Origin of the sequence: Pantoea sp. JZ29 (genome assembly GCF_035190385.1) — a bacterium.
Taxonomy (GTDB): domain Bacteria; phylum Pseudomonadota; class Gammaproteobacteria; order Enterobacterales; family Enterobacteriaceae; genus Pantoea; species Pantoea stewartii.
The window spans coordinates 4,064,489-4,087,460 of the sequence record NZ_CP045241.1 but is presented as its reverse complement, the minus strand read 5'-3'; the positions used below and the strand labels follow the sequence as shown (position 1 = coordinate 4,087,460).

The window sequence follows — 22,972 nt, the reverse complement described above, 5'->3', positions numbered from 1 at the left end:
GGCATGGTTCTTGTAATACGTAACGTATTCATCGTGAGGAGTGAACAAATGGACATTATTTTTGTATTCGGTTTCTTCCTGATGCTGTTGCTGACTGGCGTGTCCTTAATCGGCGTCATTGCTGCCCTGGTCGTGGCCACGATCGTGATGTTTGTCGGCGGTATGGTGATGCTGATTGTGAAGGTGCTGCCCTGGCTACTGCTGGCCGTGGCCGCAGTATGGCTCTATCGGCGCTTTTTCACTGACGAAGACACTCGCCAGCGCGTCCTGTACAGGCGCAGGATCCGCAGGCTGGAGCGGAATGGCAGGGGATAAATGTGTGCGTGATCACACAGTGAAAAATTGGTGCTCAGAATATTAACAACAATCATACTTTTTACTTATGTTTTCTGTCAGGATAGCTGTCGTTGATTCATAACATATTCATCGCTTCTGCCCCTACATCAGTGCGAATGAAAAATAAAAGAAGGGCTTCCTGCGGGAAGCCCTTTTTACATCAGGGAATCAGCAGGCTCGATCCCTGCGTCGCGCGGCTCTCCAGTAACTGGTGAGCGCGGCTGGCCTCTTTCAGTGCAAATTTTTGCTGCTCGGGCACATCGACCTTAATGGCGCCACTTGCCAGTAAAGAGAATAATTCTGCACTGGCCGTTTCCAGCTCCTGACGATTGGTGATGTAGCCGAACAGGGAAGGACGGGTAACAAACAGCGAGCCTTTCTTATTTAAAATGCTGAGATCAACATTGGTCACCGGCCCTGAAGCATTCCCGAAGCTCACCATCAGTCCCTGACGACGCAGGCAGTCCAGCGAGGCTTCCCAGGTCGCTTTCCCCACAGAGTCGTACACCACGCCAACCTTGTTGCCGCCGGTCAGCTCACTGACCCGTTGTGCAATGTCCTCTTGCTGATAATTAATGGTGGCCCAGGCTCCCGCGTTTTTGGCCAGTGTCGCCTTTTCGGCGGAGCCGACGGTGCCGATCAGATGGGCGCCGAGCGCTTTTGCCCACTGGCAGGCAATCAACCCCACGCCACCCGCCGCGGCATGAAACAGAAAAATTTCGTCGGCTTTGAGCTTATAGGTCTGTCGTAACAGGTACTGCGTCGTCAGGCCTTTCAAAAAACTGGCGGCAGCCTGCTCGAAACTGATGGCGTCGGGTAACAGCATCAGACGGTCTTCCGTCACGTTATGCAGCTCGCTGTAAGCCCCGAGTGCGGCCTGGCAGTACACGACGCGATCGCCGGGTTTGAAACGCGTGACCGCCGATCCCACGCGGGTGACCACACCCGCCGCCTCGGTGCCCAGACCAGAGGGAAAATGACCTGTCGGATACAGCCCGCTGCGCACGTAAGTATCAATATAGTTAATGCCAATCGCGCGGTTTTCGACCTGGATTTCATTATCGGCGGGATCGGCAGGCTCAAAATCAATCCAGGTCAGGACATCCGGGCCGCCGTGTGCGTTGAACTGAATACGCTTTGCCATGCTTACTCCTGTGATTGTTTCATCATGAAGGTGAGGCACGCCCCTTAACTGAGGTATACTTGCGCGTCCCCACAGAAGATCGGTAATGCATTCACTATGGCAGGAAATAAACCCACCAACAAATCGAACGAAACGCAGGATCGCCAGTTAGAAGGCGTGAAAATGCCCCCGCATTCGCTGGAAGCGGAGCAGTCGGTGCTGGGTGGGTTAATGCTGGATAACGAGCGCTGGGACAACGTGTCCGAACGCGTCGTGGCAAATGATTTTTTCAATCGCTCGCACCGTCTTATTTTCTCTGAGATGCAGCGCCTGCTGGAAAACAGCAAACCTATCGACCTGATTACGCTGTCAGAATCGCTGGAAACGCGCGGCGAACTGGAGATGGCCGGCGGATTTGCTTACCTGGCTGAGCTGGCGAAAAACACGCCCAGTGCGGCGAACATCGGCGCTTACGCGGATATCGTGCGTGAACGTGCGGTCGTGCGCGAAATGATCGCCGTGGCGAATCAGATAGCCGATGCCGGTTATGATCCCCAGGGGCGCAGCAGTGAAGACCTGCTGGATTTTGCCGAGTCGAACGTATTTAAAATCGCTGAGGCGCGGGCTAACAAAGACGATGGCCCCAAAAACATCGAACAAATTCTGGAAGCGACGGTTTCACGGATTGAGTCGCTGTTTCAGACGCCGCACGATGGCGTCACGGGCATCGATACCGGTTATCAGGATCTGAATAAGAAAACGGCCGGGCTGCAACGCTCAGACTTAATTATCGTGGCCGCACGTCCCTCAATGGGTAAAACCACGTTCGCCATGAACCTGTGTGAAAATGCGGCGATGCTGCAGGACAAACCGGTACTGATTTTCAGTCTGGAGATGCCCAGCGAACAGATCATGATGCGTATGCTGGCCTCCTTGTCGCGGGTTGACCAAACCCGTATTCGTACCGGTCAACTTGACGATGAAGACTGGGCGCGCATTTCCGGCACGATGGGCATTTTGCTGGAAAAGAAGAATATGTATATCGATGATTCTTCTGGCCTGACGCCGACCGAGGTCCGTTCCCGCGCGCGTCGCATCTATCGTGAAAACGGTGGCCTCAGTCTGATCATGATCGACTACCTGCAGTTGATGCGCGTGCCCGCATTGTCAGATAACCGTACGCTGGAAATCGCCGAGATTTCCCGTTCATTAAAAGCGCTGGCAAAAGAGCTTAACGTGCCCGTGGTGGCGTTATCTCAGCTGAACCGCTCACTGGAGCAACGTGCCGATAAACGTCCCGTAAACTCGGATCTGCGTGAATCGGGTTCGATCGAGCAGGATGCTGACCTGATCATGTTTATTTACCGTGACGAGGTTTATCACGAAAACAGCGACCTGAAAGGGATCGCAGAGATCATTCTGGGTAAGCAGCGTAACGGCCCGATCGGTACCGTACGCCTGACATTTAACGGTCAGTGGTCACGCTTTGATAACTATGCAGGCCCGCAGTACGACGACGAATAATCCGTCACTGACCTGCCATGCACGATCTGTGCATGGCAGGCAGGACCGTGCAAAATAGTGTTGGACAACGTCGCAGTGAATCGGGTTATCTGTAGCAAAGCGACACTGACACGCGACGGAAACAGCATGACGCACGTAGACGATTACGATCTAAAAATCCTTACTCTGCTCCAGTCTAATGGCCGTTTGACCAATCAGGAACTCAGCGATTTGGTCGGTCTTTCTGCTTCACAATGTTCACGTCGGCGTATCAATCTTGAACAGGCCAACCTGATTCTTGGCTATCACGCACGGCTGTCGCCGGACGCGGTGGGACTGGGCATTGTCGGACTCATTGAAGTGCGGCTCATTAACCATACCGCTGACTATGTCGACAGCTTCCATCGCATGGTGGAACAGGAAGACGCAATTATTGATGCCTATAAAACCACCGGTGATGCCGACTACCTGCTGAAAGTCGCCGTGGCCGATTTGGCCTCACTGAGCGCGGTAATCAGCCAGCTTTTAGCCGGTCACCAGAGCGTTTCCCATGTCAAAACATCGGTGGTACTGGGCAGACTCAAAGAGAACGGATTAATGATGGGCGAGCAGCAGGCTGTGCGCCAAAAAAGAGCATAATGCGCGCAGGTGGTGCATGATGTGGCGGAATGATGCGTTTTTTATGCGTATTTGAGTCGGGCAATGCACAATCGACCTCCCCGGCGGGGCAGTAAACCCGGTAAGACGCTTATGCCTGAGCGCCTGCACAGGCTGGCGCAGTTATTGCATTGGTGCTGCATCATTCGCACTGAGACTGCTTTATGGACAACATTGTACAACCCGCCGATATTCCTCACTCTCGCCTTGAAGATGCGCTGGCTATCCTGCTCGGCACCTTAATGGTCTCGTTTGGTGTGCTCATGCTGAAGCAGGCAGGCGCATTGACCGGCAGCACGGCTGGGCTGGCATTCCTCATCAGCTATCTTTCGCCCCTGTCATTTGGCAGCGTTTTCTTTGTAATCAACCTGCCGTTCTACTGGCTGGCTGTGAAGCGAATGGGCTGGGAATTTACGCTAAAAACCTTTTGTGCCGTGGGGCTGGTGTCGCTTTTTACCCATCTTCATCCCCTGTTTATGCATTTTTCCACACTGAATCCTTTTTATGCGGCATTGTTCGGTAACGTCATCATGGGGATTGGGTTTATAGTGTTGTTTCGCCATAAAGCCAGCCTGGGCGGGATCAATATCCTGGCGCTCTGGCTGCAAGACCGTTTCGGCATTCGCGCCGGTAAACTGCAAATGGCGGTCGATACCTGCGTGGTGCTGGCCTCGCTGTTTGTCGTCAGCCTGCCGATGTTGCTTGCGTCCATTGCGGGCGCGGTGGTACTGAATATGATCATCGCAATGAACCATCGTCCCGGGCGGTACAGGGTTTAATCGCCCTTTTTTATTTCAAGAACAATCATGGAGATCTGCACCGTGTTCCAGAACGTTGATGCCTATGCTGGCGACCCGATTTTGTCGCTAATGGAAGCCTTTAAACAGGATCCGCGCGAGCATAAAGTGAACCTGAGTATTGGGCTTTATTACAACGAGCAAGGCATCATCCCTCAGCTGCAGGCGGTGGCTGATGCTGAAGAGCAGTTACGTGCCGAACCGCAGCAGGCTTCGCTCTATCTGCCTATGGAAGGATTAAATACCTACCGCAACGCGATAGCGCCACTGCTGTTCGGGGCCGATCATCCCGTATTAAAAGCGGGCCAGATCGCCTCGATTCAGACCCTGGGCGGCTCAGGTGCGTTGAAAGTCGGTGCGGATTTCCTGAAGCGTTATTTCCCGCAGTCCAACGTCTGGGTCAGCGATCCGACCTGGGAAAACCATATCGCCATCTTTAACGGTGCCGGTTTCGAGGTGAAGACCTATCCGTGGTATGACCCGGAAACCAACGGCGTACGTTTTGATGCCTTCCTGAGCACGCTTAAAACCCTGCCAAAGCAAAGCATCGTGCTGCTGCATCCGTGCTGTCATAACCCAACCGGGGCCGACCTGACCAATGCGCAGTGGGACGAAACTGTTGCCGTGCTGAAAGCACAGGAGCTGATCCCGTTCCTGGATATCGCTTATCAGGGCTTTGGTGCTGGCATGGAAGAGGATGCGTACGCGATGCGTGCGGTTGCTGCGGCAGGTCTGCCTGCGCTGGTCAGCAACTCCTTTTCAAAAATCTTCTCGCTGTATGGCGAGCGCGTCGGTGGCCTGTCTGTGGTATGTGACAGCGCTGAAGAGGCCAGCCGCGTATTAGGTCAGCTCAAAGCGACCGTCCGCCGTAACTATTCCAGCCCGCCAAACTTCGGCGCACAGGTTGTGGCCCGCGTGTTAAACGACGCTACGCTGAAAGCTAACTGGCTGGCCGAGGTCGAAGCCATGCGGTTGCGCATTATCGACATGCGCCAGGCGCTGGTACAGGTGATGAGTACGGCGCTACCCGGTAAGAACGTCGACTACCTGTTGAAGCAGCGCGGGATGTTCAGCTACACCGGCCTGAGTGCGCAGCAGGTGGACCGCCTGCGTGAAGAGTTTGGGATCTACCTCGTCGGCAGCGGCCGTATGTGTGTGGCAGGTCTGAACAGCAAAAACGTGCATCAGGTCGCGGAAGCCTTTGCGGCAGTAATGTAATTCCGCACACAATCTTCCCCGGGCCGCCAACCTTGTTGGCGGCTTTTTTATTTTTACGGATCGGGTTTACCTTTGCGCCACATTCTGCACACTTAACTGTGTCTCACAGATTCAGGAAAAAAGTATGTGGTATCAACAAACGTTGACCTTAAGCGCAAAATCGCGAGGTTTTCACCTCGTAACGGAAGAGATTGTGCAACAGTTGCCCGCACTCCGTGATATCCACACCGGATTACTCCATTTGCTGTTGCAGCATACGTCGGCCTCATTGACGCTGAATGAAAACTGCGATCCGACAGTGCGGAGCGACATGGAACAACACTTTATGCGCCATGTCCCGGAAGCGGCTCCTTATCAACACGATTACGAAGGCCGTGACGACATGCCCGCCCACATTAAGTCGTCCACGCTGGGCGTTTCACTGATGCTACCGGTGCAGCGTGGACAGCTGGTACTGGGCACCTGGCAGGGCATTTGGCTGGGGGAACATCGTATTCATGGCGGAGCCCGACGTATTGTGGCGACCTTACAAGGGGAATGAGTATGAATAATTCGGACTTACTGACGTACTGCATGAGCAAACCCGGCGCAGAGCAGAGCGTTCACAGCGACTGGAAAGCTACGCAGATCAAGAGCAACGGCGTGCTGTTTGCCATGGTGCATGAAGTCAAAGGGCGTCCGGCGGTGTCGCTCAAATCCTCGCCCGCGCTGGCTGAACTGATGCGGGATGAGCACAGCGATGTGTTTCCCAGTGAACATCTGAATAAATCACACTGGAACACGCTGTTTTTAGACGGCACGCTGAAAGATTCGCAAATTTACTATCTGGTGGATGCCTCTTTTCAGCAGGCAGATACCGGGCGGTAACGGCCCTTTCCCGGCGTGGGAAAGGGCACAGGACAGGATTACGCCGCCGCGTTTTTACGCAGCGTATCGATATCAATGACAAAGCGATATTTTACATCGCTCTTCAGCATACGTTCGTAAGCCTCGTTGATCTGATCCATGGCGATCAGCTCAATATCTGACGTGATGCCGTGTTTGCCACAGAAATCCAGCATCTCCTGGGTTTCAGCGATACCGCCAATCAGCGAGCCAGCGATGCTGCGGCGTTTAAAGATCAAATTGAAAACCTGTGGCGCGGGATGATCGTGTTCAGGCGCGCCGACCAGAGTCATATTGCCGTCACGCTTCAGCAAGGTGATAAACGGATTAAGGTCGTGTTGCGCCGCCACTGTGTTAAGAATGAAGTCAAAACTGTTGGCATGTTGCGCCATCTGGTCGGCATCTTTCGAAATGACCACTTCGTCTGCGCCCAGACGTTTTCCGTCTTCGATTTTTGACGGCGAGGTGGTGAATAACACGACATGCGCGCCCATCGCGTGAGCAATTTTTACACCCATGTGGCCCAGGCCACCCAGCCCCACGATCCCGACTTTTTTACCCGGGCCGACATTCCAGTGACGCAGCGGTGAATAGGTGGTGATACCGGCACACAGCAGCGGTGCCACACCGGCCAGCTCCAGGTTTTCTGGAACACGCAGCACAAAGCTTTCATCCACTACCATAGAGGTGGAGTAACCACCGTAGGTGATAGCCCCTGTCTGGCGATCCTGACCGTTATACGTGCCGACAAAGCCATTTTCACAGTACTGCTCCAGACCTTCCTGACAACTTGGGCAGCTGCGGCAGGAATCAACCATACAGCCAACGCCGACCAGGTCGCCGACTTTGTACTTCTGCGTCTCGGGGCCGACTGCGGTCACGCGGCCAACAATCTCGTGTCCCGGAACCACAGGAAAAATGGTGTTTTTCCACTCATTGCGCGCCTGATGCAAGTCAGAATGACAAACGCCACAAAACAGCACGTCAAGCTGTACGTCATGAGCACGAAGCTCACGCGGTTTGAAATCAAACGGTGCCAGTTTGGACTTTGCATCCTGAGCAGCATACGCATGGGTAATGTTCATGGTGTCTCCAGTTAAAGTGTGTCGTGATTTTTCGAACAACGCCGCAGCATAACGCGCGCAGCAAGAAGGTGACGCCAGGGGCGTACCAAAGGGGAACGAATTAAGGATAGTCAGGGGAGGGAAAAGCGTATATGCCTATATGTGTCTGAATCTTGCCTGATCCTGCATTTTTCAGGGTAAATTGTGCAATCCCTGTAAGAAGGCCCGCGTGATGCGGGCCTGCAATTTTATTTTTTCAACAAGGGCTTAAGGAAGCGGGCCGTATGTGATTTTTCACATTCGGACACGGTTTCTGGCGTGCCTGCCACCAGAATTTCACCGCCGCCACTGCCGCCTTCCGGCCCCAGGTCGACAATCCAGTCCGCCGTTTTCACGACGTCGAGGTTGTGCTCAATGACCACGATGGTGTTGCCCTGATCGCGCAGTTGATGCAGCACTTCGAGCAGTTGCTGGATATCGGCAAAATGTAACCCGGTGGTGGGCTCATCCAGAATATACAACGTCTGTCCCGTGCCGCGCTTCGACAGCTCACGCGCCAGCTTGACGCGCTGCGCTTCACCACCGGACAGGGTGGTGGCCGACTGACCCAGGCGGATATAGGACAATCCAACGTCCATCAGCGTTTGCAGCTTACGCGCCAGGGCAGGAACGGCATCAAAGAACTCACGCGCTTCCTCGATCGTCATTTCCAGCACTTCGTGAATGCTTTTGCCTTTGTATTTAATCTCCAGCGTTTCACGGTTATAGCGTTTGCCTTTGCACTGATCGCACGGCACATAAATATCCGGCAGGAAGTGCATTTCCACTTTCAGCACGCCGTCGCCCTGACAGGCCTCACAACGTCCGCCACGCACGTTAAAGCTGAAACGGCCTGGGTTATAACCACGTGAACGTGATTCAGGCACGCCGGCAAACAGTTCACGAACCGGCGTAAAAATACCGGTGTAGGTGGCCGGGTTAGAGCGCGGCGTGCGGCCGATGGGGCTCTGGTCGATATCGATGACTTTATCGAAGTGCTCCAGACCGGCGACATCGCGATACGGTGCTGGCTCAGCAATGGTGGCCCCGTTCAGCGCGCGCTGGGCAATCGGGAACAGCGTATCGTTGATCAGCGTCGACTTCCCTGACCCGGAGACGCCGGTGATGCAGGTAAACAGGCCAACAGGCAGCGTTAAGGTGACGTCCTTCAGGTTGTTACCGCGCGCGCCCGTAATTTTCAGGACCTTCGAGGGATCGCCTTTCACACGCGTTTCAGGCACGGCGATTGCGCGTTTGCCGCTGAGGAACTGACCGGTCAGCGAAGCCTCTTCCGCCATAATCTGCTCAACCGTACCTTCCGCGACGATAGCGCCGCCGTGCACGCCCGCGCCGGGACCGATATCGATCACGTGGTCGGCGGCGCGAATCGCGTCTTCATCGTGCTCGACCACAATCACGGTATTACCCAGGTCGCGCAGGTGAATCAGCGTGCCCAGCAGGCGCTCGTTATCGCGCTGGTGCAGGCCGATTGACGGTTCATCCAGTACGTACATCACGCCGACCAGACCGGCGCCAATCTGGCTTGCCAGACGGATGCGCTGGGCTTCACCGCCCGACAGTGTTTCTGCAGAACGCGACATCGACAGGTAGTTCAGGCCGACATTGACCAGAAAACTCAGGCGATCGCCGATCTCTTTCAGCACTTTTTCCGCGATTTTAGCCCGCTGACCACTGAGTTTCAGATTTTCAAAAAACGCCATGGCATGACCGATGCTCATGTCTGAAATGGTCGGCAGCGTGGTGTTTTCGACATAGACGTGGCGCGCTTCACGACGCAGACGCGTGCCTTCACAGCTGGCGCAGGCGCGATTGCTGATAAATTTCGCCAGTTCTTCGCGTACCGCTGAGGATTCCGTCTCTTTATAACGGCGCTCCATATTGTTCAGCACGCCTTCGAACGGATGGCGACGCACGGAGGTGTCGCCACGGTCATTAATATATTTAAATTCAATCGTTTCTTTGCCGGAACCGTACAGAATGACTTTCTGCACGCTGTCCTTGAGGCTGTTAAACGGCGCTTCTATATCGAAGTCGAGATGATCGGCGAGTGAGCGCAGCATCTGGAAGTAATAGAAGTTACGACGGTCCCAGCCACGGATGGCGCCGCCTGCCAGCGACAGCTCTGCATTTTGCACTACGCGATCGGGATCGAAATATTGCTGCACACCCAGACCGTCACAGGTCGGGCAGGCACCGGCGGGGTTGTTAAACGAAAACAGGCGCGGTTCCAGCTCACTCATGCTGTATCCGCAAACCGGACAGGCAAAGTTCGCGGAGAAGAGCAACTCTTCTGCCGCGCTGTCGTCCATATCGGCCACAATCGCGGTACCGCCAGAGAGTTCCAGCGCCGTTTCAAAGGATTCCGCCAGGCGTGTCGCCAGATCATCGCGGACTTTAAAGCGATCGATAACCACTTCAATGGTGTGTTTTTTCTGCAGTTCCAGCTTAGGGGGATCGGAAAGATCGCACACTTCGCCGTCGATCCGGGCGCGGATGTAACCCTGCGTCGCCAGGTTTTCCAGCGTTTTGGTATGTTCACCTTTGCGATCTTTCACGACCGGTGCCAGCAGCATCAGACGGCGACCTTCGGGCTGTTCAAGCACCTGATCGACCATCTGGCTCACTGTCTGAGCAGCCAGCGGGACATCATGATCCGGGCAGCGCGGTTCACCCACACGGGCAAACAGCAGGCGCAGATAATCGTGAATCTCCGTAATCGTGCCTACCGTCGATCGCGGGTTATGCGAGGTCGACTTTTGCTCAATGGAGATGGCCGGCGACAAACCCTCAATATGATCGACGTCCGGCTTCTCCATTAAAGACAGAAACTGGCGCGCATAGGCAGAGAGCGACTCCACATAGCGGCGTTGACCTTCCGCATACAGCGTATCAAACGCCAAAGAGGATTTACCGGACCCGGAAAGGCCAGTAACCACAATGAGTTTGTCGCGAGGGATGGTCAGGTTGATGTTTTTCAAATTATGGGTGCGGGCACCACGAACTTCGATCTTATCCATTCACCTTTCCCGGATTAGCTGCACTCACCGCGCCCTGTGACACGGCCAGAATAAACGCATCATTATGGCACAAAAAATAGACTGAATAAATATCCAGTAGTTTTTTGCTTTTTTCCGGCGAATGATTAAAAATGGAACACCGCTCGAAACTGGGAAACCAGGCGCGGGACGTGTTAGAATTGATCGTTTAGAGTTGACGTAATCATTCATCGGGAGACAGCAACATGGCCAGTCGTGGCGTTAACAAAGTGATTCTTGTCGGGAATCTGGGTCAGGATCCGGAAGTACGTTACATGCCAAATGGTGGCGCTGTCGCCAACATTACGCTGGCTACCTCTGAGAGCTGGCGCGACAAGCAGACCGGTGAAAATAAAGAGATCACCGAATGGCACCGTGTCGTGCTGTTTGGCAAACTGGCGGAAGTGGCGGGCGAATACCTGCGTAAAGGTTCTCAGGTGTATATTGAAGGCCAGCTGCGCACCCGTAAATGGCAGGATCAGGGCGGTCAGGAACGTTACACCACGGAGGTGGTTGTCAACGTGGGCGGCACTATGCAGATGCTGGGTGGACGTCAGCAGGGCGGTAACGCGCCAGCAGGCGGCGGTCAGGGCAACAACAACGGTTGGGGCCAGCCTCAGCAACCGCAGCAGGGCAATAACAACCAGTTCAGCGGCGGCGCACAGTCTCGTCCGCAGCAGCAGCCCAGCGCTCCGGCCAGCAACAATAACGAACCGCCGATGGATTTTGACGACGACATTCCGTTCTAAGCCGTCTGTCAGTCTCTGTTGCAGAAAGCCCCATCACCGGGGCTTTTTTGTTTTGTTGGGGATGTCTGGTTTAACTCTGCACCACTTCCCGCCTTTCACGCACATCCTGGCGTGGTTTATCCAGCGCCGGCACTGGAGGCGCGATGACCCGGCATGACCTGGCCGAAATAGATGGCCTGTATCCTGAAAGCCCGGGCAAGATCGGGCACGGGCGACAAAAAACATGTCATCACATCTCTGGACGACGCGCCCGCCGTTAACTTAAATCATGCAGTGCTTTATCCAGCGGCGGCGTCAGAAGCATGTCGCGGAAGGTGACCGCCAGACCGGCACGCTCCGGCGTGCAACACATAGCACCTATCCTGAGCGGACCGGGTGGAAAATAGCTCAGACGTAATAAAGGCCACGTCTGTCCGTCTGCCGAATACTGCAGTCTCAGGCTGTCACCTTTGCGCGTCAGCCGGAGCCAGAACGCTCGCGGATCGCCAGGAAATATCCCCGTTGCCCAGTCGGAATGGCCGAGCGTCAGCACGCTGCCAATGGCGGGCGCACCATCGTTATATTCAATTCCTGCTTTTAGCCAGTGCTGTGCGTCGCGTATCAGCATCAGTCCGGCCTGATCGTACAGCGTGGTAAAGTCTGCGCAGATTTTGAGCTGAAAAGTCATGTCGCCGTCCACCTCCGTGGCAAAGACATGGCCGGAAAAGCGCTCAAACCCGTACCAGGTCTTGTGCCAGAAATCGGTCTTATCATCGGTGGTGACCTGTAGCGTACCGTTCTGGCACTGCCACGTTGCAGGCTCATTGATCCAGGCAAACGACTCAAACATAGCGCCTCCAAAATCGGCCATAACTGGCCGGGCTGATGCGACTCAGGATGAAGAAAGAGTCAGATGGTCTGATACGGATGAAAGTGTGATCGCTTAACGCCACCCGGCCAGCACGGTATCGGTATCGATCACGCGTGGTACGTTACCCGGAAGACTTAAGCCCGCCCAGACTTCATTATGCTGGCCAATTAACTGTTCCGCACTGGCACAGGTCCGGTCGGCGGTGGTATGGGCGTCAGCGGCGACGGTGATGCGATAGCCCAATCCTGCGCCGACCTTGATGGTGGTGTCGACGCAGTAATCGGTGGCACACCCACAAATAACAAACTCATGAATAGCCAGCTCACTCAGCAGTGAGGCCAGGGACGTCCGCCAGAAACTGTCGCAGGCTGTCTTGGTAATAAAGTGCGCATTCCGGGGTTGAGCCATCTCGGGTAACAGCGCAAAGGCCTGGCTGCCTGGCACCATGTCGCCTTCGCTGTGCTGAATAAACAGCGTAAGATCAGCCTGTTCGATGAGGCGGTTAATCTGCCTGACCCGGCCAGCCCGATCGAAACGCGGCGTGGTGAATACGCCATTTTGCATATCAACTACCATTACAACACGCTGCATGATGTTTCCTCGTCAGTACACCTGTTAAGCAGTGTCATGTATTCAACCGGGGATGACAATCTTTGCATTTCATCCCCTTTTAACGGCATGCTTGCAGATTCTGCCAACCGGATAAGGAGCGATAACGTGGAAGGCGTTCCAGCTGTTTTTCCCTGTGAAAAAGATCGTGCGCTGTTTCGGCAGTTGCCTGAACTGCCGGGCGTGGAACTTTACCAGGCGCATATTTCCCGTTATGCCTTTGCTCCGCATACGCACGAAGCCTTTGGCATCGGCACCATCGAGGCCGGGGCACAGCGCTTCCGTTACCGCGGTACGCACTACACTGCCCCTGTCCATTCTCTGGTCATGATGAATCCTGATGAGCTGCACACCGGGGAGTCGGCCTGCGAAACGGGCTGGCGTTATCAAATGATCTACATCCAGCCTGACTGTATGGATGAGCTGAGTGGCGACCGTGGCTGGTGGTTTGGGGATGCGCTGCGAACGGACGTGCGACTTGCGCAGCCTGTGTCGCAGTGTCTGGCGGCGCTGTGGCAGGCCGATACGGCCCTGGCGCGTTATAGTCTGCTGTCAGACCTGCTGGTGCGCATCCGTCCACAGGCCCGTATGGCCTCAGCGCGTAAAGTCGATGCCAGACACCGTTTTGATGATGTGCGCGACTACCTGCGCGCCCATCTTGGAGAGCCGGTCAGGCTGGACACGCTGGCGGCATTAGCGTCGTTATCACCGTGGCATTTTTTACGCGCCTTCCGCGATCATTTCCATGTCACGCCCCAGCAAATGTTAATGGCTTACCGGCTTTATGAAGCCAAACAGATGCTCGCCAGGGGTGAGGCCATAGCCAGCGTCGCGGCAGCGGTAGGCTTGACCGATCAGGCGCATCTGACCCGTGCGTTTACCCAACGTTACGGCATTACACCGGGCCGCTATCAAAAGCAGATCGCGCCACACAGGTCCTGACCGCAATTTGCTACAAGGCATGCTTACCTGTTTGGTTCACACTGAAGCAAAAAGACAGACAGGAAAAAGCCATGTTGACAGGAATAATGTTTGCCCTTGCCGCAGGCATGATGTGGGGGCTGATTTTTGTTGGACCGGTCATCGTCCCGGATTATCCGGGCGCGTTGCAGTCAGCCGGGCGCTATGTCGCGTTTGGCCTGGTTGCGTTGCCGCTTGCCTGGCACGATCGTTTCCGACTGCGCCAACTGAGCGCCGCCCACTGGCGGGAAGCATTAAAGCTGTCGCTGGTTGGCAATCTCTTCTATTACGCGTTTCTCGCCAATGCGATTCAGCGAACGGGGGCTCCGGTCTCCACGATGATCATTGGTACCTTACCGATCGTCATCGCTGTCACTGCAAACCTCTGTTATGACCATCTTGAAGGACGGCTCTCATGGCGACGGCTTATCCCGGCACTGCTGGTGACGGGCGCAGGCCTGGTTTGCGTTAATGCGGCGGAATGGCAACTCCAGGGGGCAACGCTCAACGGCCAGCGTTATCTGACCGGCATTGCCCTGGCGGTGATGGCGGTGGTGTGCTGGACCTGGTATCCGTTGCGCAATGCGCGCTGGTTACGCAACCATCCTCAGCTCAAGGCCGCGACCTGGGCCACCGCGCAGGGCATTGTGACCTTACCGCTGGCACTCATCATGTATGCGCTGGTCAGCATACAGCTGGCGTGGCAACAGCCTGATTTTGCGCTGCCTTTCGGCCCCCGGCCTTTGGTGTTTATTGCATTAATGCTGACGATTGGCCTGCTGTGCTCATGGGCCGGAACGTTATGCTGGAATGCGGCCAGCCAGCGACTGCCTACCGTATTGATGGGGCCACTCATCGTCTTTGAGATTCTCTTTGGCTTGCTATGGACGTTTATCTGGTATCAACACTGGCCACCTGTTCTGACAATGATCGGTATTGTTTGCCTGATCGTTGGCGTGATTTGGGCGATGCGCATCAAGCCACAACCCCGCGTGACCGCCCTGAACAGGAAATCATCTGAACGTCCCGGATAATGAATAATTACTGGGAGTGATATTCACGCTTTTTCGGATTATACCGAGGTGTAAAACGGCGAAATAAAGCCGCCTCGGTAATCTGCCGGGTTTAAATCTTCCTCAAAACCGCCACTCAGCCATGCCGTATTTATCCACACAGGCGGCTTCCGCCCCATTAACAGCAAGACAATCGCACATATTGTTCAATAAATAGCCAGGAAATGGCTGAGTAAAGCGCGTTTATTCCTCAAAAAGCGGACAGATGAAGGTGAAGCGCTAACCCGCACCCAGCTTTTATGTTTAAAAAACGGGGAAAACATACCGTTTGGCTAAGAGAAATCCTTATCAGAAACCACCTTTTACTTCAGGCAGCCTTAATTTCAGCAGAATCAGACTGCGCTTCGCTTATATTTACTGTTTAACAGCAGACATCAATAGCAGGCAGAAATAGTTATCAATTGTGTGCTACCGGATGAAAGTGTTAAGTATCAATAAACTGTTAATCTGAGATTATTCTGGGCCATTTTTATCTTTTTATGCGATTACGCATAATCCGACGATCGGCAAAACATTTCTCAGGACCAGTCGGTGCTAAGGAAATGTACGGAGAAATCAAAATATGATTACTGGGATTAAACGAAAAAGTGGAACAGCGGCAGTTTCTTTTAGACGAGCTAATGAAAAAAAAGGAAGTCCAGTCTCACCGAAATGAGACTGGGGGGATAAAAGTGGTGTAGATTGAGAGACTTTTGCTGTTGTAAATCAATTTTACCGCAAAAAAGGAAGCGTAACCGCAAATCCATTCATTAATTACGGACTGGGCGAGGCGCGCCATCCTAATGTCCTGTTAAATGCTCTTCATCTCTTCTGGTAAGAACAAATCTCAGCGAGGTAGCTATCAAAAGCAATGCTCTCAGTATTAACGGTTTTCTGATCCCGTTGGGTAATGGTAAACACTACGGCTAATATCCAGCAAACGGCAGCTGCGGCGGGTGCCGACATCGAATGTGTCCTGCAGGAAGTTGACGGCCTGACGCTTCTCGTGCGTAGTAAAGAAGTTCTTCAGAACGCTTTGCAGCATCTCCTTGTCGGAATGAAGTGCGTGCAGTTCGCGCGTCAGTAACTGAACCTTTTCTTCCAGCTCCTTGATTTTTCTGCCTTCTTCCGAGGCTAACCCAGAAAACTTCTTCTTCCAGCTATAGAAGGTTGCCTCAGAGATGCCAAGCTCTTCACAAATCTCTTTAACCTTAACGCCCGATTCAGAAGCTTTAATGGCATTTGTGATTTGATCTTCGCTATATCGTGACTTTCTCATAAATGCTCTTACCTTTCTTATCAATTAATGGATGAGGATTACTTTATTAACCTTTGGTACTGTAAAAGTGTGTGGAATGCCGTGTTTAAATACGGACGTTAAATTACGTGGGTTAAATTAAGATATTTAGAATAAATATCATCATGGGATAAATCTTATTTTATTCTGATCGGGATGCCGCGCCTTCCTGGTATGGGTTTTTTGATATAAATTCATCGCACCCCAAAGATAAAAAATGACTGTAATTTGGCTGGTTGACGCCTCCGCATCCGTTTTATTCAGGAATGACGGTTTTTGTTAACATTAATGATTTCATTTTGAAATCGTTTCCAGTAGTCGGCATTCGTGCCAGATATAATCAGAATTCTCCTGAATTCTTTCATTAAAATATAATCGGATTCTCATTTTCGAGCCGGGTTGGCTTGATGATTATCATTTCGCTTTGAAATTTAAGCGCTTATTAATTCGCCCACGGATGGGCGTGCCGAAGCGGTAGATGTTGAGTATTACTAAGGAACAGTCGATGAAATTTAGCGTAATGTCTAATGCCGCCTGGATGATGTCTGAAAAGATTATCTCCGTCTTTGGCGTCATTTTCGTGACGTCTTACGTGGCTAAGTCCTTTGGCCCAACCCTATTTGGGCAGATGGCGTTTTCAACATCGTTATTTGCCATGGTGCAAACCATAGCCCTATTTGGCACTGAAACTATTTTGTTTAAACGTGTCAGCAAAAATGCCACCAAAGGTTTGCGCTTAATGCGTATTGCACGTACTTTGCGTATGGTTTTATTACTTATTACCTCGGCACCAGTGTTAATTTGGGTCTGGTACAACATGCAGGAAAATTTCCTGGCATTTGCGCTGGCTTCATTTGTTGCCTCTGTTTTTGTCACGCAGGATACGTTTAGCGTTTATAACAATGCACGTCTGGCATCAAAGCTGAATACCGTGGCGAATGCCGTCGGCATGCTGGTGAGTTTTGCGTTGAGTTTCACTATTGCCTGGCTACGCCTGAATCCGCTGTGGCTGACATTGTCAGTTATCACGGTAACGCTGGTGCCGTATGTCATTAAACGCTACTGCTTTTACCAACAGCATCAGGAGCAATTTCCCCCGCGGGAAACACGCACCCTGTATTTGCGTTATCTGCTGTATACGGGCTTGCCATTGGCCATTTCCAGCATTTTTATTTCTGTCCAGGTCAAAACCGCGCAGATGTTTTTGGCCGGCATCGCCTCGGCGCGCGAGCTGGGTTTATTCGCTGCTGCCAATACGATTGCAGCGTCCTGGATTTTTATTCCCGTGGCGCTGATTACCTCCTATTTCAGCGAGATTTTTCGTGCGCGTGGAGACGAAGCCGTCAGGCTGACGGCCCGACTCAATGGCTACGTGATGGCCGTGTCGCTGTTGATGTTGTTTATCGTCGCGTTGTGGGGTGAGCACATTATTGTGGCGTTATATGGCCCGGCCTACAGGCAGTCAGGCAACCTCATCACGCTGTTATCCCTGGCGACCAGTTTTTCGGCAATGGGAACCGTCGCGTACCGTTTTATGGTGAAAGAAGGGGGCTTTGATTATTTACTGAAGAAAATCATTTGTCTGGTGCTCATCAGCATCCCGCTTTCCTGGTGGCTAATTCAGGGCTACGGCATCATGGGGGCCGCCTGGAGCGTTTTTCTGTCTGAGCTCCTGTCCCTCACCGTCATGAATTACTTCTTTAAACGCGGCGTGATTCAAAAAATTCAGGTTTCCTCACTTAACTACAAAACCTACAAATGAGGTCAAATATGCTCAGGTTGAAGCAAGAGCTCAGAAGAAGTTTGCAGTACTTTATTAAGAAGATGCCCTGGACTTATCAGGATCGTATTTATTACTTCCGCAAGTTCAGAAAGCTCCCGAATCTGCGTGAGCCCAAGGTCTTCAACGAAAAAGTGCTGTATCGCAAGTTTATCCATGGTGATTACCAGCTGTATGCGCGCCTGTCCGATAAGTATTCGGTGCGCGACTATATTGCGGAAAAGATCGGTAATGACTATCTGATTCCGTTGCTCCACGACACCACCGATCCCACCACGTTGAATGATCTTACGCGCTGGCAGGGCACGGTTATCAAACCGAATCATGCTTCAAACATGGTAGAGATCGTGCTGGAAGAACCGGATGCGCTTCGTAAGCAGCAAATCATTCATAACTGCTATTCGTGGTTAAAAACCGATTTCGCCAACGAAGCGCGTGAGATCCACTATCGCTATATCAAGCCACGTATTCTGGTTGAGCAGTATATTGGTGACGGTAAAAGCGCGCCGGTTGATTACAAGTTTCATATGTTCAATAAGCGCGATGGCAATTTTGAGTATGTTCTTCAGGTCATCTACAACCGCTGTCAGCCTCAGCTTTCGATGAATTTTTACGTTAATAACCTCTCCGAGGCTTACCATAAAATTCGCGATACCGGCCTGGATGTTTCCCCGATCATGCCCTCACTGGAGCGGGCACTTGCCCTGAGCAAAACGCTGGCCAGTGACTTTGACTACGTGCGAGTCGATTGGTATATCCACGACCAGCACATCTATTTTGGTGAACTGACGTTTACGCCTGGCGCAGGCATGGTAACCGGACTGGATCGTGGCTTAGACAAGATGATGGGTGAAATGTGGATTCAGGAACGTCGCGGAACGCAGAGACCGGACGTTGACGTACAGGATGTCGCCATTCCTGTCATGTTGAAGAAAATTTGACTTTACACAGCAATATAAAAAACCCCGCTTTGCGGGGTTTTTTATTGGTCATTCAGGGCATTGGCCAGTTCGCAGGCGCACGGCTCATCATGTCAATGAACACTTCTTTAGAGACGCTCAAAAAATGGTGCACGTTTTCCATGCTTAGCGTGATGCCCATTAAACCGGTCACAAACCAGCACGACAGACCAACGCCCACGCCGCCACAGAGAAAGGCCATGACATGATGGCTGTCCTGGCGAAGGCGGGTTTTCAGTGTACTGGCGAAAAACATCATTACAGCGCTCAGCAATTCCCAGCGCATAACAAGAAAACTGGTGGTTAGGGTAGCCATCAATTTTGACCTCAAAATCGGAAAGGACGCCTGACTGTCTGCGAACATCACGTCGGCGGAAAAGTCTGTCAGGTGGGGCTCTTTCGTCGGCAACAAACGTCATAATGTGATGTGGGTCACATTATATCATCTGGTTCTCAATTTTTGTACAGAATTTGTTTGATTTGTCAGCGCAGTGTCAAGCCAGCGGAAGGGTAAAAAAGAGGGGATAAAGCCGTGCGCCCGATCGGGCGCACGCGGGCTGTTAATTAAGCGGACAACATTCACCCGTTGTACGCTGCGTAAAGCTGCTCATCGTTTCCCCACAGTCAAAGCTCAGCAGGCGTGGACGCTGAACCGCCTGGCGACGCATATAGTGACGATACGCCGTAGGCGTCTGGGAAAACTGGCGGCGAAAGACCCGTGAGAAGGTCTGCTGCGAATCGTAGCCATACTGCATCGCAATATCGAATACCGGACGCTGCGTCTGACGCAGCGCTTCTGCGGCCAGCGTCAGCCGGCGTTCGCGGATATAACCACCCAACGTCTGTTTCGTTACGCTACGGAACATACGTTGCAGGTGCCATTTCGAATAACCGGACTTCGCGGCCACCTCATCGATTGACAGGCTTTTATCCAGGTTCTGGTCAATCCAGTGGGTCAGTGAATGAATGATCTCTTCTTGTATCATGGCCTCATCCTTCTGGTGAATGTCCCCGTCACCGTGCATGCCGCAGTTTGTGAGGCTGATAATCAGCCTGCAGGGGGCGTGACGTCGTCAGGGCGGGTGTTGTTCTGATGGGAAAGGAGTATAATTCCTCAAGTTAACTTGAGGTAAAGTGCCAGATGAAAAAAGATCGCAATTATCCAAAACCGGTGCTGACACCTGGGGAAGTCGCGCGGCGAAGCGGCGTGGCCGTGTCAGCGCTGCATTTTTATGAAAGCAAAGGGCTGATTTCCAGCACGCGCAATCCCGGTAATCAGCGGCGCTACAGCCGTGATGTCCTGCGCCGTGTGGCGATCATTAAAATTGCCCAGCGCATCGGCATTCCGCTCGCCAGCGTCAGCGACAGTCTGGAAAACATGCCTGCGGATAAACGCATGTCTGCGCAGGACTGGAGCAATCTGACGCAGCACTGGCGGGATGAACTGGATAAGCGCATCGAAACCCTGACGCGCCTGCGTAACGACCTGGATGGCTGCATTGGCTGCGGCTGTTTATCCATGCGTGACTGTCCGCTCCGTAACCCCGGTGATCGGCTGGGACAGCAGGGATCAGGTGCGGTCCTGCTGGATCCCGAGCAGGATGGTTCTCTGCACAAGGTGAAGTGACGTCTATACTGTCTGCATATTCACTCGCAGGGAATCATGATGATTACTGTTCACCATCTGGAACAATCTCGTTCGCACCGCGTGCTGTGGATGCTGGAAGAGCTGGAAGTGCCTTATCAGGTTAAACGTTACCAGCGTGAAGCCTCCATGCTGGCACCGGAAGCACTGAAAAAAGTGCATCCCTTAGGCAAATCGCCGGTTATCACAGATGGCAATCGGGTGGTGGCGGAGTCCGGGGCCATACTGGAATACCTCGAAGAAAAGTACGACAGCGAGAAGCGATTACAGCTTACCGACGAAGAGGCGCGCCTCCAGGCGCGTTACTGGTTACATTACGCTGAAGGTTCCCTGATGCCGCTGCTGGTCATGAAGCTGGTGTTTGGCCGGCTGGGCAGCGCGCCCGTGCCCTGGTTGCTGCGTCCCGTGGGTGCCGCGCTGGGGAAAGGCGTACAAAAAGCCTGGCTGGACAAACAGCTCCACGTCCACAGGCAAATGATCGAAGATCATCTCTCGGCCAATCCCTGGTTTGCCGGTCAACGATTCAGCATCGCCGATGTGCAAATGAGCTTTCCTGTTCTGGCGCTGAGCCAGCGCGCCGGCTTGCACAATGCGCCCGCCACGCAAAAATGGTTAACCACCGTTCAGCAGCGCGCCGCATGGCAACGGGCCATCCAGCAGGGCGGTGAACTCACTCTGCCGGGCTGAGGCGATGCGCTCTGATGACGCCGTCCGGCGTCATCTCTCTTCCACCAACATCCTCTTTCATCGACCGGCCACGCTGCCTGCAAGAATGTTACTGGCAGGTTTCCAGCACGTTCCTGATGTTACTAACCTGATCTTTATACGCAGTAATTCCCTCTGAACGGTTGAAAAGCGGCGGTTAAAGACCGGATAATCTGCCCCCTTCAGTCTGGTGGTGCTTGTTACACCCGTTCTGCGTGGCGAAGTAAACGTTTGCCTTTTGTCGGTTGCCCGTGGGTAAAGACATATTCAGGGAATGCAGAACGGTGACCGCGTGAATTACACAATAAAAATTTTTGAGGCTTAACTATGTCAATTGAATCACGCCCGACCAGTGGAAGACTGGATGCCTGGTTCGCCATTTCGGCCCGTGGCAGCAGCGTGCGACAGGAAATCCTGGCCGGGCTGACGACCTTTCTTGCCATGGTCTATTCGGTGATCGTGGTCCCCGGTATGCTGGGTAAAGCGGGGTTCTCTCCTACGGCGGTGTTTGTTGCCACCTGCCTGGTGGCAAGCTTCGGGTCAATCCTGATAGGGCTGTGGGCCAATTTACCCATGGCGATTGGCTGTGCAATCTCGTTGACGGCCTTTACAGCGTTCAGTCTTGTACTGGGTCAGCACATCAGCGTGCCGGTCGCGCTTGGCGCTGTGTTCCTCATGGGGCTGCTGTTTACGCTGATTTCCACCACCGGGATTCGCGCCTGGATCTTACGCAATTTGCCCATGGGCGTCGCACACGGTACGGGCATCGGGATTGGCCTGTTTTTACTGCTGATTGCCGCTGACAATGTGGGGCTGGTGGTCAGAAACCCTGGCTCAGGTTTACCGGTGGCGTTGGGGCACTTTACCTCCTTCCCCGTCCTCATGTCTTTGCTGGGGCTGGCGGCGATTTTTGGTCTGGAGAAGCGCCGGGTGCCTGGCGGTATTTTGCTGACGGTCATCGTGATCTCTGCTCTCGGCCTGGCCTTCGATCCCGCCGTCCGCTGGCAAGGGCTGTTTGCGCTGCCGAGCCTGCGTGATGCGCAGGGGACATCGCTGTTTTTCAGCCTCGACATTATGGGCGCGTTGCAGCCTGCCGTCTTGCCCACCGTACTGGCGTTAGTGATGACGGCGGTATTTGATGCGACCGGCACGATTCGCGCCGTGGCCGGGCAGGCCAATTTACTCGATAAAGACGGGCAGATTATTAACGGCGGACGGGCACTGACCACGGATTCGCTGAGCAGCCTGTTTGCCGGACTGGTGGGCGCATCGCCTGCCGCGGTATATATTGAATCGGCGGCCGGTACGGCGGCAGGCGGTAAAACCGGCCTGACGGCAATCGTCGTGGGTCTGCTGTTTCTGGTGATTCTGTTTATGTCTCCGCTGGCTTATCTGGTACCAACCTATGCGACGGCACCCGCCCTGATGTATGTCGGCCTGCTGATGCTGAGCAACGTCGCTAAAATCGACTTCGCCGACTTTGTCGATGCGATGTCGGGCCTGCTCACCGCAGTCATTATTGTCCTGACCTGTAACATTGTTACCGGCATCATGATCGGTTTTGCCACCCTGGTAGTTGGCCGACTGTTTGCCGGTGAATGGCGTAAGTTAAATATTGGCACGGTCGTGATTGCCGTTGCGCTGGTGGCTTTTTATGCCGGAGGCTGGGCGATCTGACTGTCTGACCG

At 53.4% G+C, this 22,972-nt stretch carries 23 protein-coding genes; 15 read left to right on the top strand and 8 right to left on the bottom strand.

From position 1 onward, the window contains the following. The first annotated feature begins 48 nt into the window (after positions 1-48). Complete coding sequence (pspG, locus tag GC090_RS18965; protein ID WP_006121560.1) at positions 49-315, top strand: envelope stress response protein PspG; 267 nt, start codon at positions 49-51, stop codon at positions 313-315. A 181-nt stretch (positions 316-496) separates the two neighbouring features. On the opposite strand, the gene GC090_RS18960 is transcribed toward pspG, so the two are convergent. Continuing rightward, positions 497-1,480, bottom strand: coding sequence for a quinone oxidoreductase (locus GC090_RS18960; RefSeq protein WP_324020633.1), 984 nt, complete (start codon positions 1,478-1,480; stop codon positions 497-499). Between the two features lie 96 nt (positions 1,481-1,576). Between GC090_RS18960 and dnaB the strand changes: the two genes are divergently transcribed. The 6 genes from dnaB (at position 1,577) to GC090_RS18930 (ending at position 6,501) form a co-directional block, all read left to right on the top strand. Beyond that, the gene (dnaB, locus tag GC090_RS18955) at positions 1,577-2,983 is read left to right on the top strand and encodes a replicative DNA helicase (protein WP_006121562.1); all 1,407 of its coding nucleotides are present in this window, start codon (positions 1,577-1,579) and stop codon (positions 2,981-2,983) included. 126 nt (positions 2,984-3,109) lie between these two features. After that, positions 3,110-3,601 carry an Lrp/AsnC family transcriptional regulator gene (locus GC090_RS18950; RefSeq protein ID WP_039339069.1) on the top strand — a complete coding sequence of 164 codons (492 nt, stop codon included), beginning with the start codon at positions 3,110-3,112 and terminating at the stop codon, positions 3,599-3,601. Between the two features lie 182 nt (positions 3,602-3,783). Next, complete coding sequence (locus GC090_RS18945) at positions 3,784-4,398, top strand: YitT family protein (RefSeq protein ID WP_033738971.1); 615 nt, start codon at positions 3,784-3,786, stop codon at positions 4,396-4,398. A gap of 42 nt (positions 4,399-4,440) precedes the next feature. Further along, positions 4,441-5,634, top strand: a complete 1,194-nt coding sequence (locus GC090_RS18940) for an amino acid aminotransferase (protein WP_133745551.1) — start codon at positions 4,441-4,443, stop codon at positions 5,632-5,634. A gap of 124 nt (positions 5,635-5,758) precedes the next feature. Further along, positions 5,759-6,175 carry a secondary thiamine-phosphate synthase enzyme YjbQ gene (locus GC090_RS18935; RefSeq protein WP_033738976.1) on the top strand — a complete coding sequence of 139 codons (417 nt, stop codon included), beginning with the start codon at positions 5,759-5,761 and terminating at the stop codon, positions 6,173-6,175. A gap of 2 nt (positions 6,176-6,177) precedes the next feature. Beyond that, entirely contained in the window at positions 6,178-6,501 is a 324-nt protein-coding gene (locus tag GC090_RS18930) for an MmcQ/YjbR family DNA-binding protein (RefSeq protein ID WP_006121520.1), read from the top strand. A gap of 38 nt (positions 6,502-6,539) precedes the next feature. On the opposite strand, the gene GC090_RS18925 is transcribed toward GC090_RS18930, so the two are convergent. Together GC090_RS18925 and uvrA are read right to left on the bottom strand one after the other, a co-directional pair. Further along, complete coding sequence (locus tag GC090_RS18925; RefSeq protein ID WP_033738979.1) at positions 6,540-7,604, bottom strand: NAD(P)-dependent alcohol dehydrogenase; 1,065 nt, start codon at positions 7,602-7,604, stop codon at positions 6,540-6,542. 227 nt (positions 7,605-7,831) lie between these two features. Then, a complete protein-coding gene (gene uvrA / locus GC090_RS18920) occupies positions 7,832-10,660 on the bottom strand; it encodes an excinuclease ABC subunit UvrA (RefSeq protein ID WP_033738980.1) in 2,829 nt (942 codons plus the stop codon). 224 nt (positions 10,661-10,884) lie between these two features. Here uvrA and ssb1 point away from each other — a divergent pair, with 224 nt between their 5' ends. Further along, positions 10,885-11,427: a single-stranded DNA-binding protein SSB1 gene (ssb1, locus tag GC090_RS18915; protein WP_006121517.1), complete on the top strand. Its 543-nt coding sequence runs from the start codon at positions 10,885-10,887 to the stop codon at positions 11,425-11,427. Between the two features lie 256 nt (positions 11,428-11,683). Here ssb1 and GC090_RS18910 read toward each other — a convergent pair whose 3' ends face one another. Together GC090_RS18910 and GC090_RS18905 are read right to left on the bottom strand one after the other, a co-directional pair. Beyond that, complete coding sequence (locus tag GC090_RS18910) at positions 11,684-12,256, bottom strand: DUF1349 domain-containing protein (protein WP_054634664.1); 573 nt, start codon at positions 12,254-12,256, stop codon at positions 11,684-11,686. 93 nt (positions 12,257-12,349) lie between these two features. Next, entirely contained in the window at positions 12,350-12,868 is a 519-nt protein-coding gene (locus tag GC090_RS18905; RefSeq protein ID WP_033738983.1) for an isochorismatase family protein, read from the bottom strand. 126 nt (positions 12,869-12,994) lie between these two features. Between GC090_RS18905 and GC090_RS18900 the strand changes: the two genes are divergently transcribed. Together GC090_RS18900 and GC090_RS18895 are read left to right on the top strand one after the other, a co-directional pair. Next, positions 12,995-13,828: an AraC family transcriptional regulator gene (locus tag GC090_RS18900; RefSeq protein ID WP_054634663.1), complete on the top strand. Its 834-nt coding sequence runs from the start codon at positions 12,995-12,997 to the stop codon at positions 13,826-13,828. 71 nt (positions 13,829-13,899) lie between these two features. Next, the gene (locus tag GC090_RS18895) at positions 13,900-14,880 is read left to right on the top strand and encodes a DMT family transporter (RefSeq protein WP_324020632.1); all 981 of its coding nucleotides are present in this window, start codon (positions 13,900-13,902) and stop codon (positions 14,878-14,880) included. A 901-nt stretch (positions 14,881-15,781) separates the two neighbouring features. Here GC090_RS18895 and GC090_RS18890 read toward each other — a convergent pair. After that, positions 15,782-16,177 (bottom strand): transposase, encoded by a 396-nt coding sequence (locus GC090_RS18890; RefSeq protein WP_033738988.1) that lies wholly within the window; start codon positions 16,175-16,177, stop codon positions 15,782-15,784. 523 nt (positions 16,178-16,700) lie between these two features. On the opposite strand from GC090_RS18890, the gene GC090_RS18885 reads away from it, so the two are divergent. Both GC090_RS18885 and GC090_RS18880 read left to right on the top strand, forming a co-directional pair. Then, entirely contained in the window at positions 16,701-17,957 is a 1,257-nt protein-coding gene (locus GC090_RS18885; protein WP_324020631.1) for an oligosaccharide flippase family protein, read from the top strand. An 8-nt stretch (positions 17,958-17,965) separates the two neighbouring features. Further along, on the top strand, positions 17,966-18,916 hold the full coding sequence (locus GC090_RS18880; protein ID WP_039339061.1) for an ATP-grasp fold amidoligase family protein: 951 nt from the start codon (positions 17,966-17,968) through the stop codon (positions 18,914-18,916). Between the two features lie 52 nt (positions 18,917-18,968). Here GC090_RS18880 and GC090_RS18875 read toward each other — a convergent pair whose 3' ends face one another. Together GC090_RS18875 and soxS are read right to left on the bottom strand one after the other, a co-directional pair. Next, complete coding sequence (locus GC090_RS18875; protein WP_006121568.1) at positions 18,969-19,250, bottom strand: YjcB family protein; 282 nt, start codon at positions 19,248-19,250, stop codon at positions 18,969-18,971. Positions 19,251-19,494: 244 nt separating this feature from the next. After that, positions 19,495-19,920: a superoxide response transcriptional regulator SoxS gene (gene soxS / locus GC090_RS18870; protein WP_006121570.1), complete on the bottom strand. Its 426-nt coding sequence runs from the start codon at positions 19,918-19,920 to the stop codon at positions 19,495-19,497. A gap of 155 nt (positions 19,921-20,075) precedes the next feature. Between soxS and soxR the strand changes: the two genes are divergently transcribed. From soxR to GC090_RS18855, 3 genes are all read left to right on the top strand, one after another. Then, the gene (soxR, locus tag GC090_RS18865) at positions 20,076-20,561 is read left to right on the top strand and encodes a redox-sensitive transcriptional activator SoxR (RefSeq protein WP_205952488.1); all 486 of its coding nucleotides are present in this window, start codon (positions 20,076-20,078) and stop codon (positions 20,559-20,561) included. 39 nt (positions 20,562-20,600) lie between these two features. After that, entirely contained in the window at positions 20,601-21,266 is a 666-nt protein-coding gene (locus tag GC090_RS18860) for a glutathione S-transferase family protein (protein ID WP_033738991.1), read from the top strand. A 345-nt stretch (positions 21,267-21,611) separates the two neighbouring features. Beyond that, entirely contained in the window at positions 21,612-22,961 is a 1,350-nt protein-coding gene (locus GC090_RS18855) for an NCS2 family permease (RefSeq protein WP_033738992.1), read from the top strand. The last annotated feature ends 11 nt before the right edge of the window (positions 22,962-22,972 follow it).

Bases quoted from the DNA above. Each gene is read 5' to 3' on its own strand.
- pspG (WP_006121560.1), top strand. From the start codon at position 49: ATGGACATTATTTTTGTATTCGGTTTCTTCCTGATGCTGTTGCTGACT.
- GC090_RS18960 (WP_324020633.1), bottom strand. From the start codon at position 1,480: ATGGCAAAGCGTATTCAGTTCAACGCACACGGCGGCCCGGATGTCCTG.
- dnaB (WP_006121562.1), top strand. From the start codon at position 1,577: ATGGCAGGAAATAAACCCACCAACAAATCGAACGAAACGCAGGATCGC.
- GC090_RS18950 (WP_039339069.1), top strand. From the start codon at position 3,110: ATGACGCACGTAGACGATTACGATCTAAAAATCCTTACTCTGCTCCAG.
- GC090_RS18945 (WP_033738971.1), top strand. From the start codon at position 3,784: ATGGACAACATTGTACAACCCGCCGATATTCCTCACTCTCGCCTTGAA.
- GC090_RS18935 (WP_033738976.1), top strand. From the start codon at position 5,759: ATGTGGTATCAACAAACGTTGACCTTAAGCGCAAAATCGCGAGGTTTT.
- GC090_RS18930 (WP_006121520.1), top strand. From the start codon at position 6,178: ATGAATAATTCGGACTTACTGACGTACTGCATGAGCAAACCCGGCGCA.
- GC090_RS18925 (WP_033738979.1), bottom strand. From the start codon at position 7,604: ATGAACATTACCCATGCGTATGCTGCTCAGGATGCAAAGTCCAAACTG.
- uvrA (WP_033738980.1), bottom strand. From the start codon at position 10,660: ATGGATAAGATCGAAGTTCGTGGTGCCCGCACCCATAATTTGAAAAAC.
- ssb1 (WP_006121517.1), top strand. From the start codon at position 10,885: ATGGCCAGTCGTGGCGTTAACAAAGTGATTCTTGTCGGGAATCTGGGT.
- GC090_RS18910 (WP_054634664.1), bottom strand. From the start codon at position 12,256: ATGTTTGAGTCGTTTGCCTGGATCAATGAGCCTGCAACGTGGCAGTGC.
- GC090_RS18905 (WP_033738983.1), bottom strand. From the start codon at position 12,868: ATGCAGCGTGTTGTAATGGTAGTTGATATGCAAAATGGCGTATTCACC.
- GC090_RS18895 (WP_324020632.1), top strand. From the start codon at position 13,900: ATGTTGACAGGAATAATGTTTGCCCTTGCCGCAGGCATGATGTGGGGG.
- GC090_RS18890 (WP_033738988.1), bottom strand. From the start codon at position 16,177: ATGAGAAAGTCACGATATAGCGAAGATCAAATCACAAATGCCATTAAA.
- GC090_RS18885 (WP_324020631.1), top strand. From the start codon at position 16,701: ATGAAATTTAGCGTAATGTCTAATGCCGCCTGGATGATGTCTGAAAAG.
- GC090_RS18880 (WP_039339061.1), top strand. From the start codon at position 17,966: ATGCTCAGGTTGAAGCAAGAGCTCAGAAGAAGTTTGCAGTACTTTATT.
- GC090_RS18875 (WP_006121568.1), bottom strand. From the start codon at position 19,250: ATGGCTACCCTAACCACCAGTTTTCTTGTTATGCGCTGGGAATTGCTG.
- soxS (WP_006121570.1), bottom strand. From the start codon at position 19,920: ATGATACAAGAAGAGATCATTCATTCACTGACCCACTGGATTGACCAG.
- soxR (WP_205952488.1), top strand. From the start codon at position 20,076: ATGAAAAAAGATCGCAATTATCCAAAACCGGTGCTGACACCTGGGGAA.
- GC090_RS18860 (WP_033738991.1), top strand. From the start codon at position 20,601: ATGATTACTGTTCACCATCTGGAACAATCTCGTTCGCACCGCGTGCTG.
- GC090_RS18855 (WP_033738992.1), top strand. From the start codon at position 21,612: ATGTCAATTGAATCACGCCCGACCAGTGGAAGACTGGATGCCTGGTTC.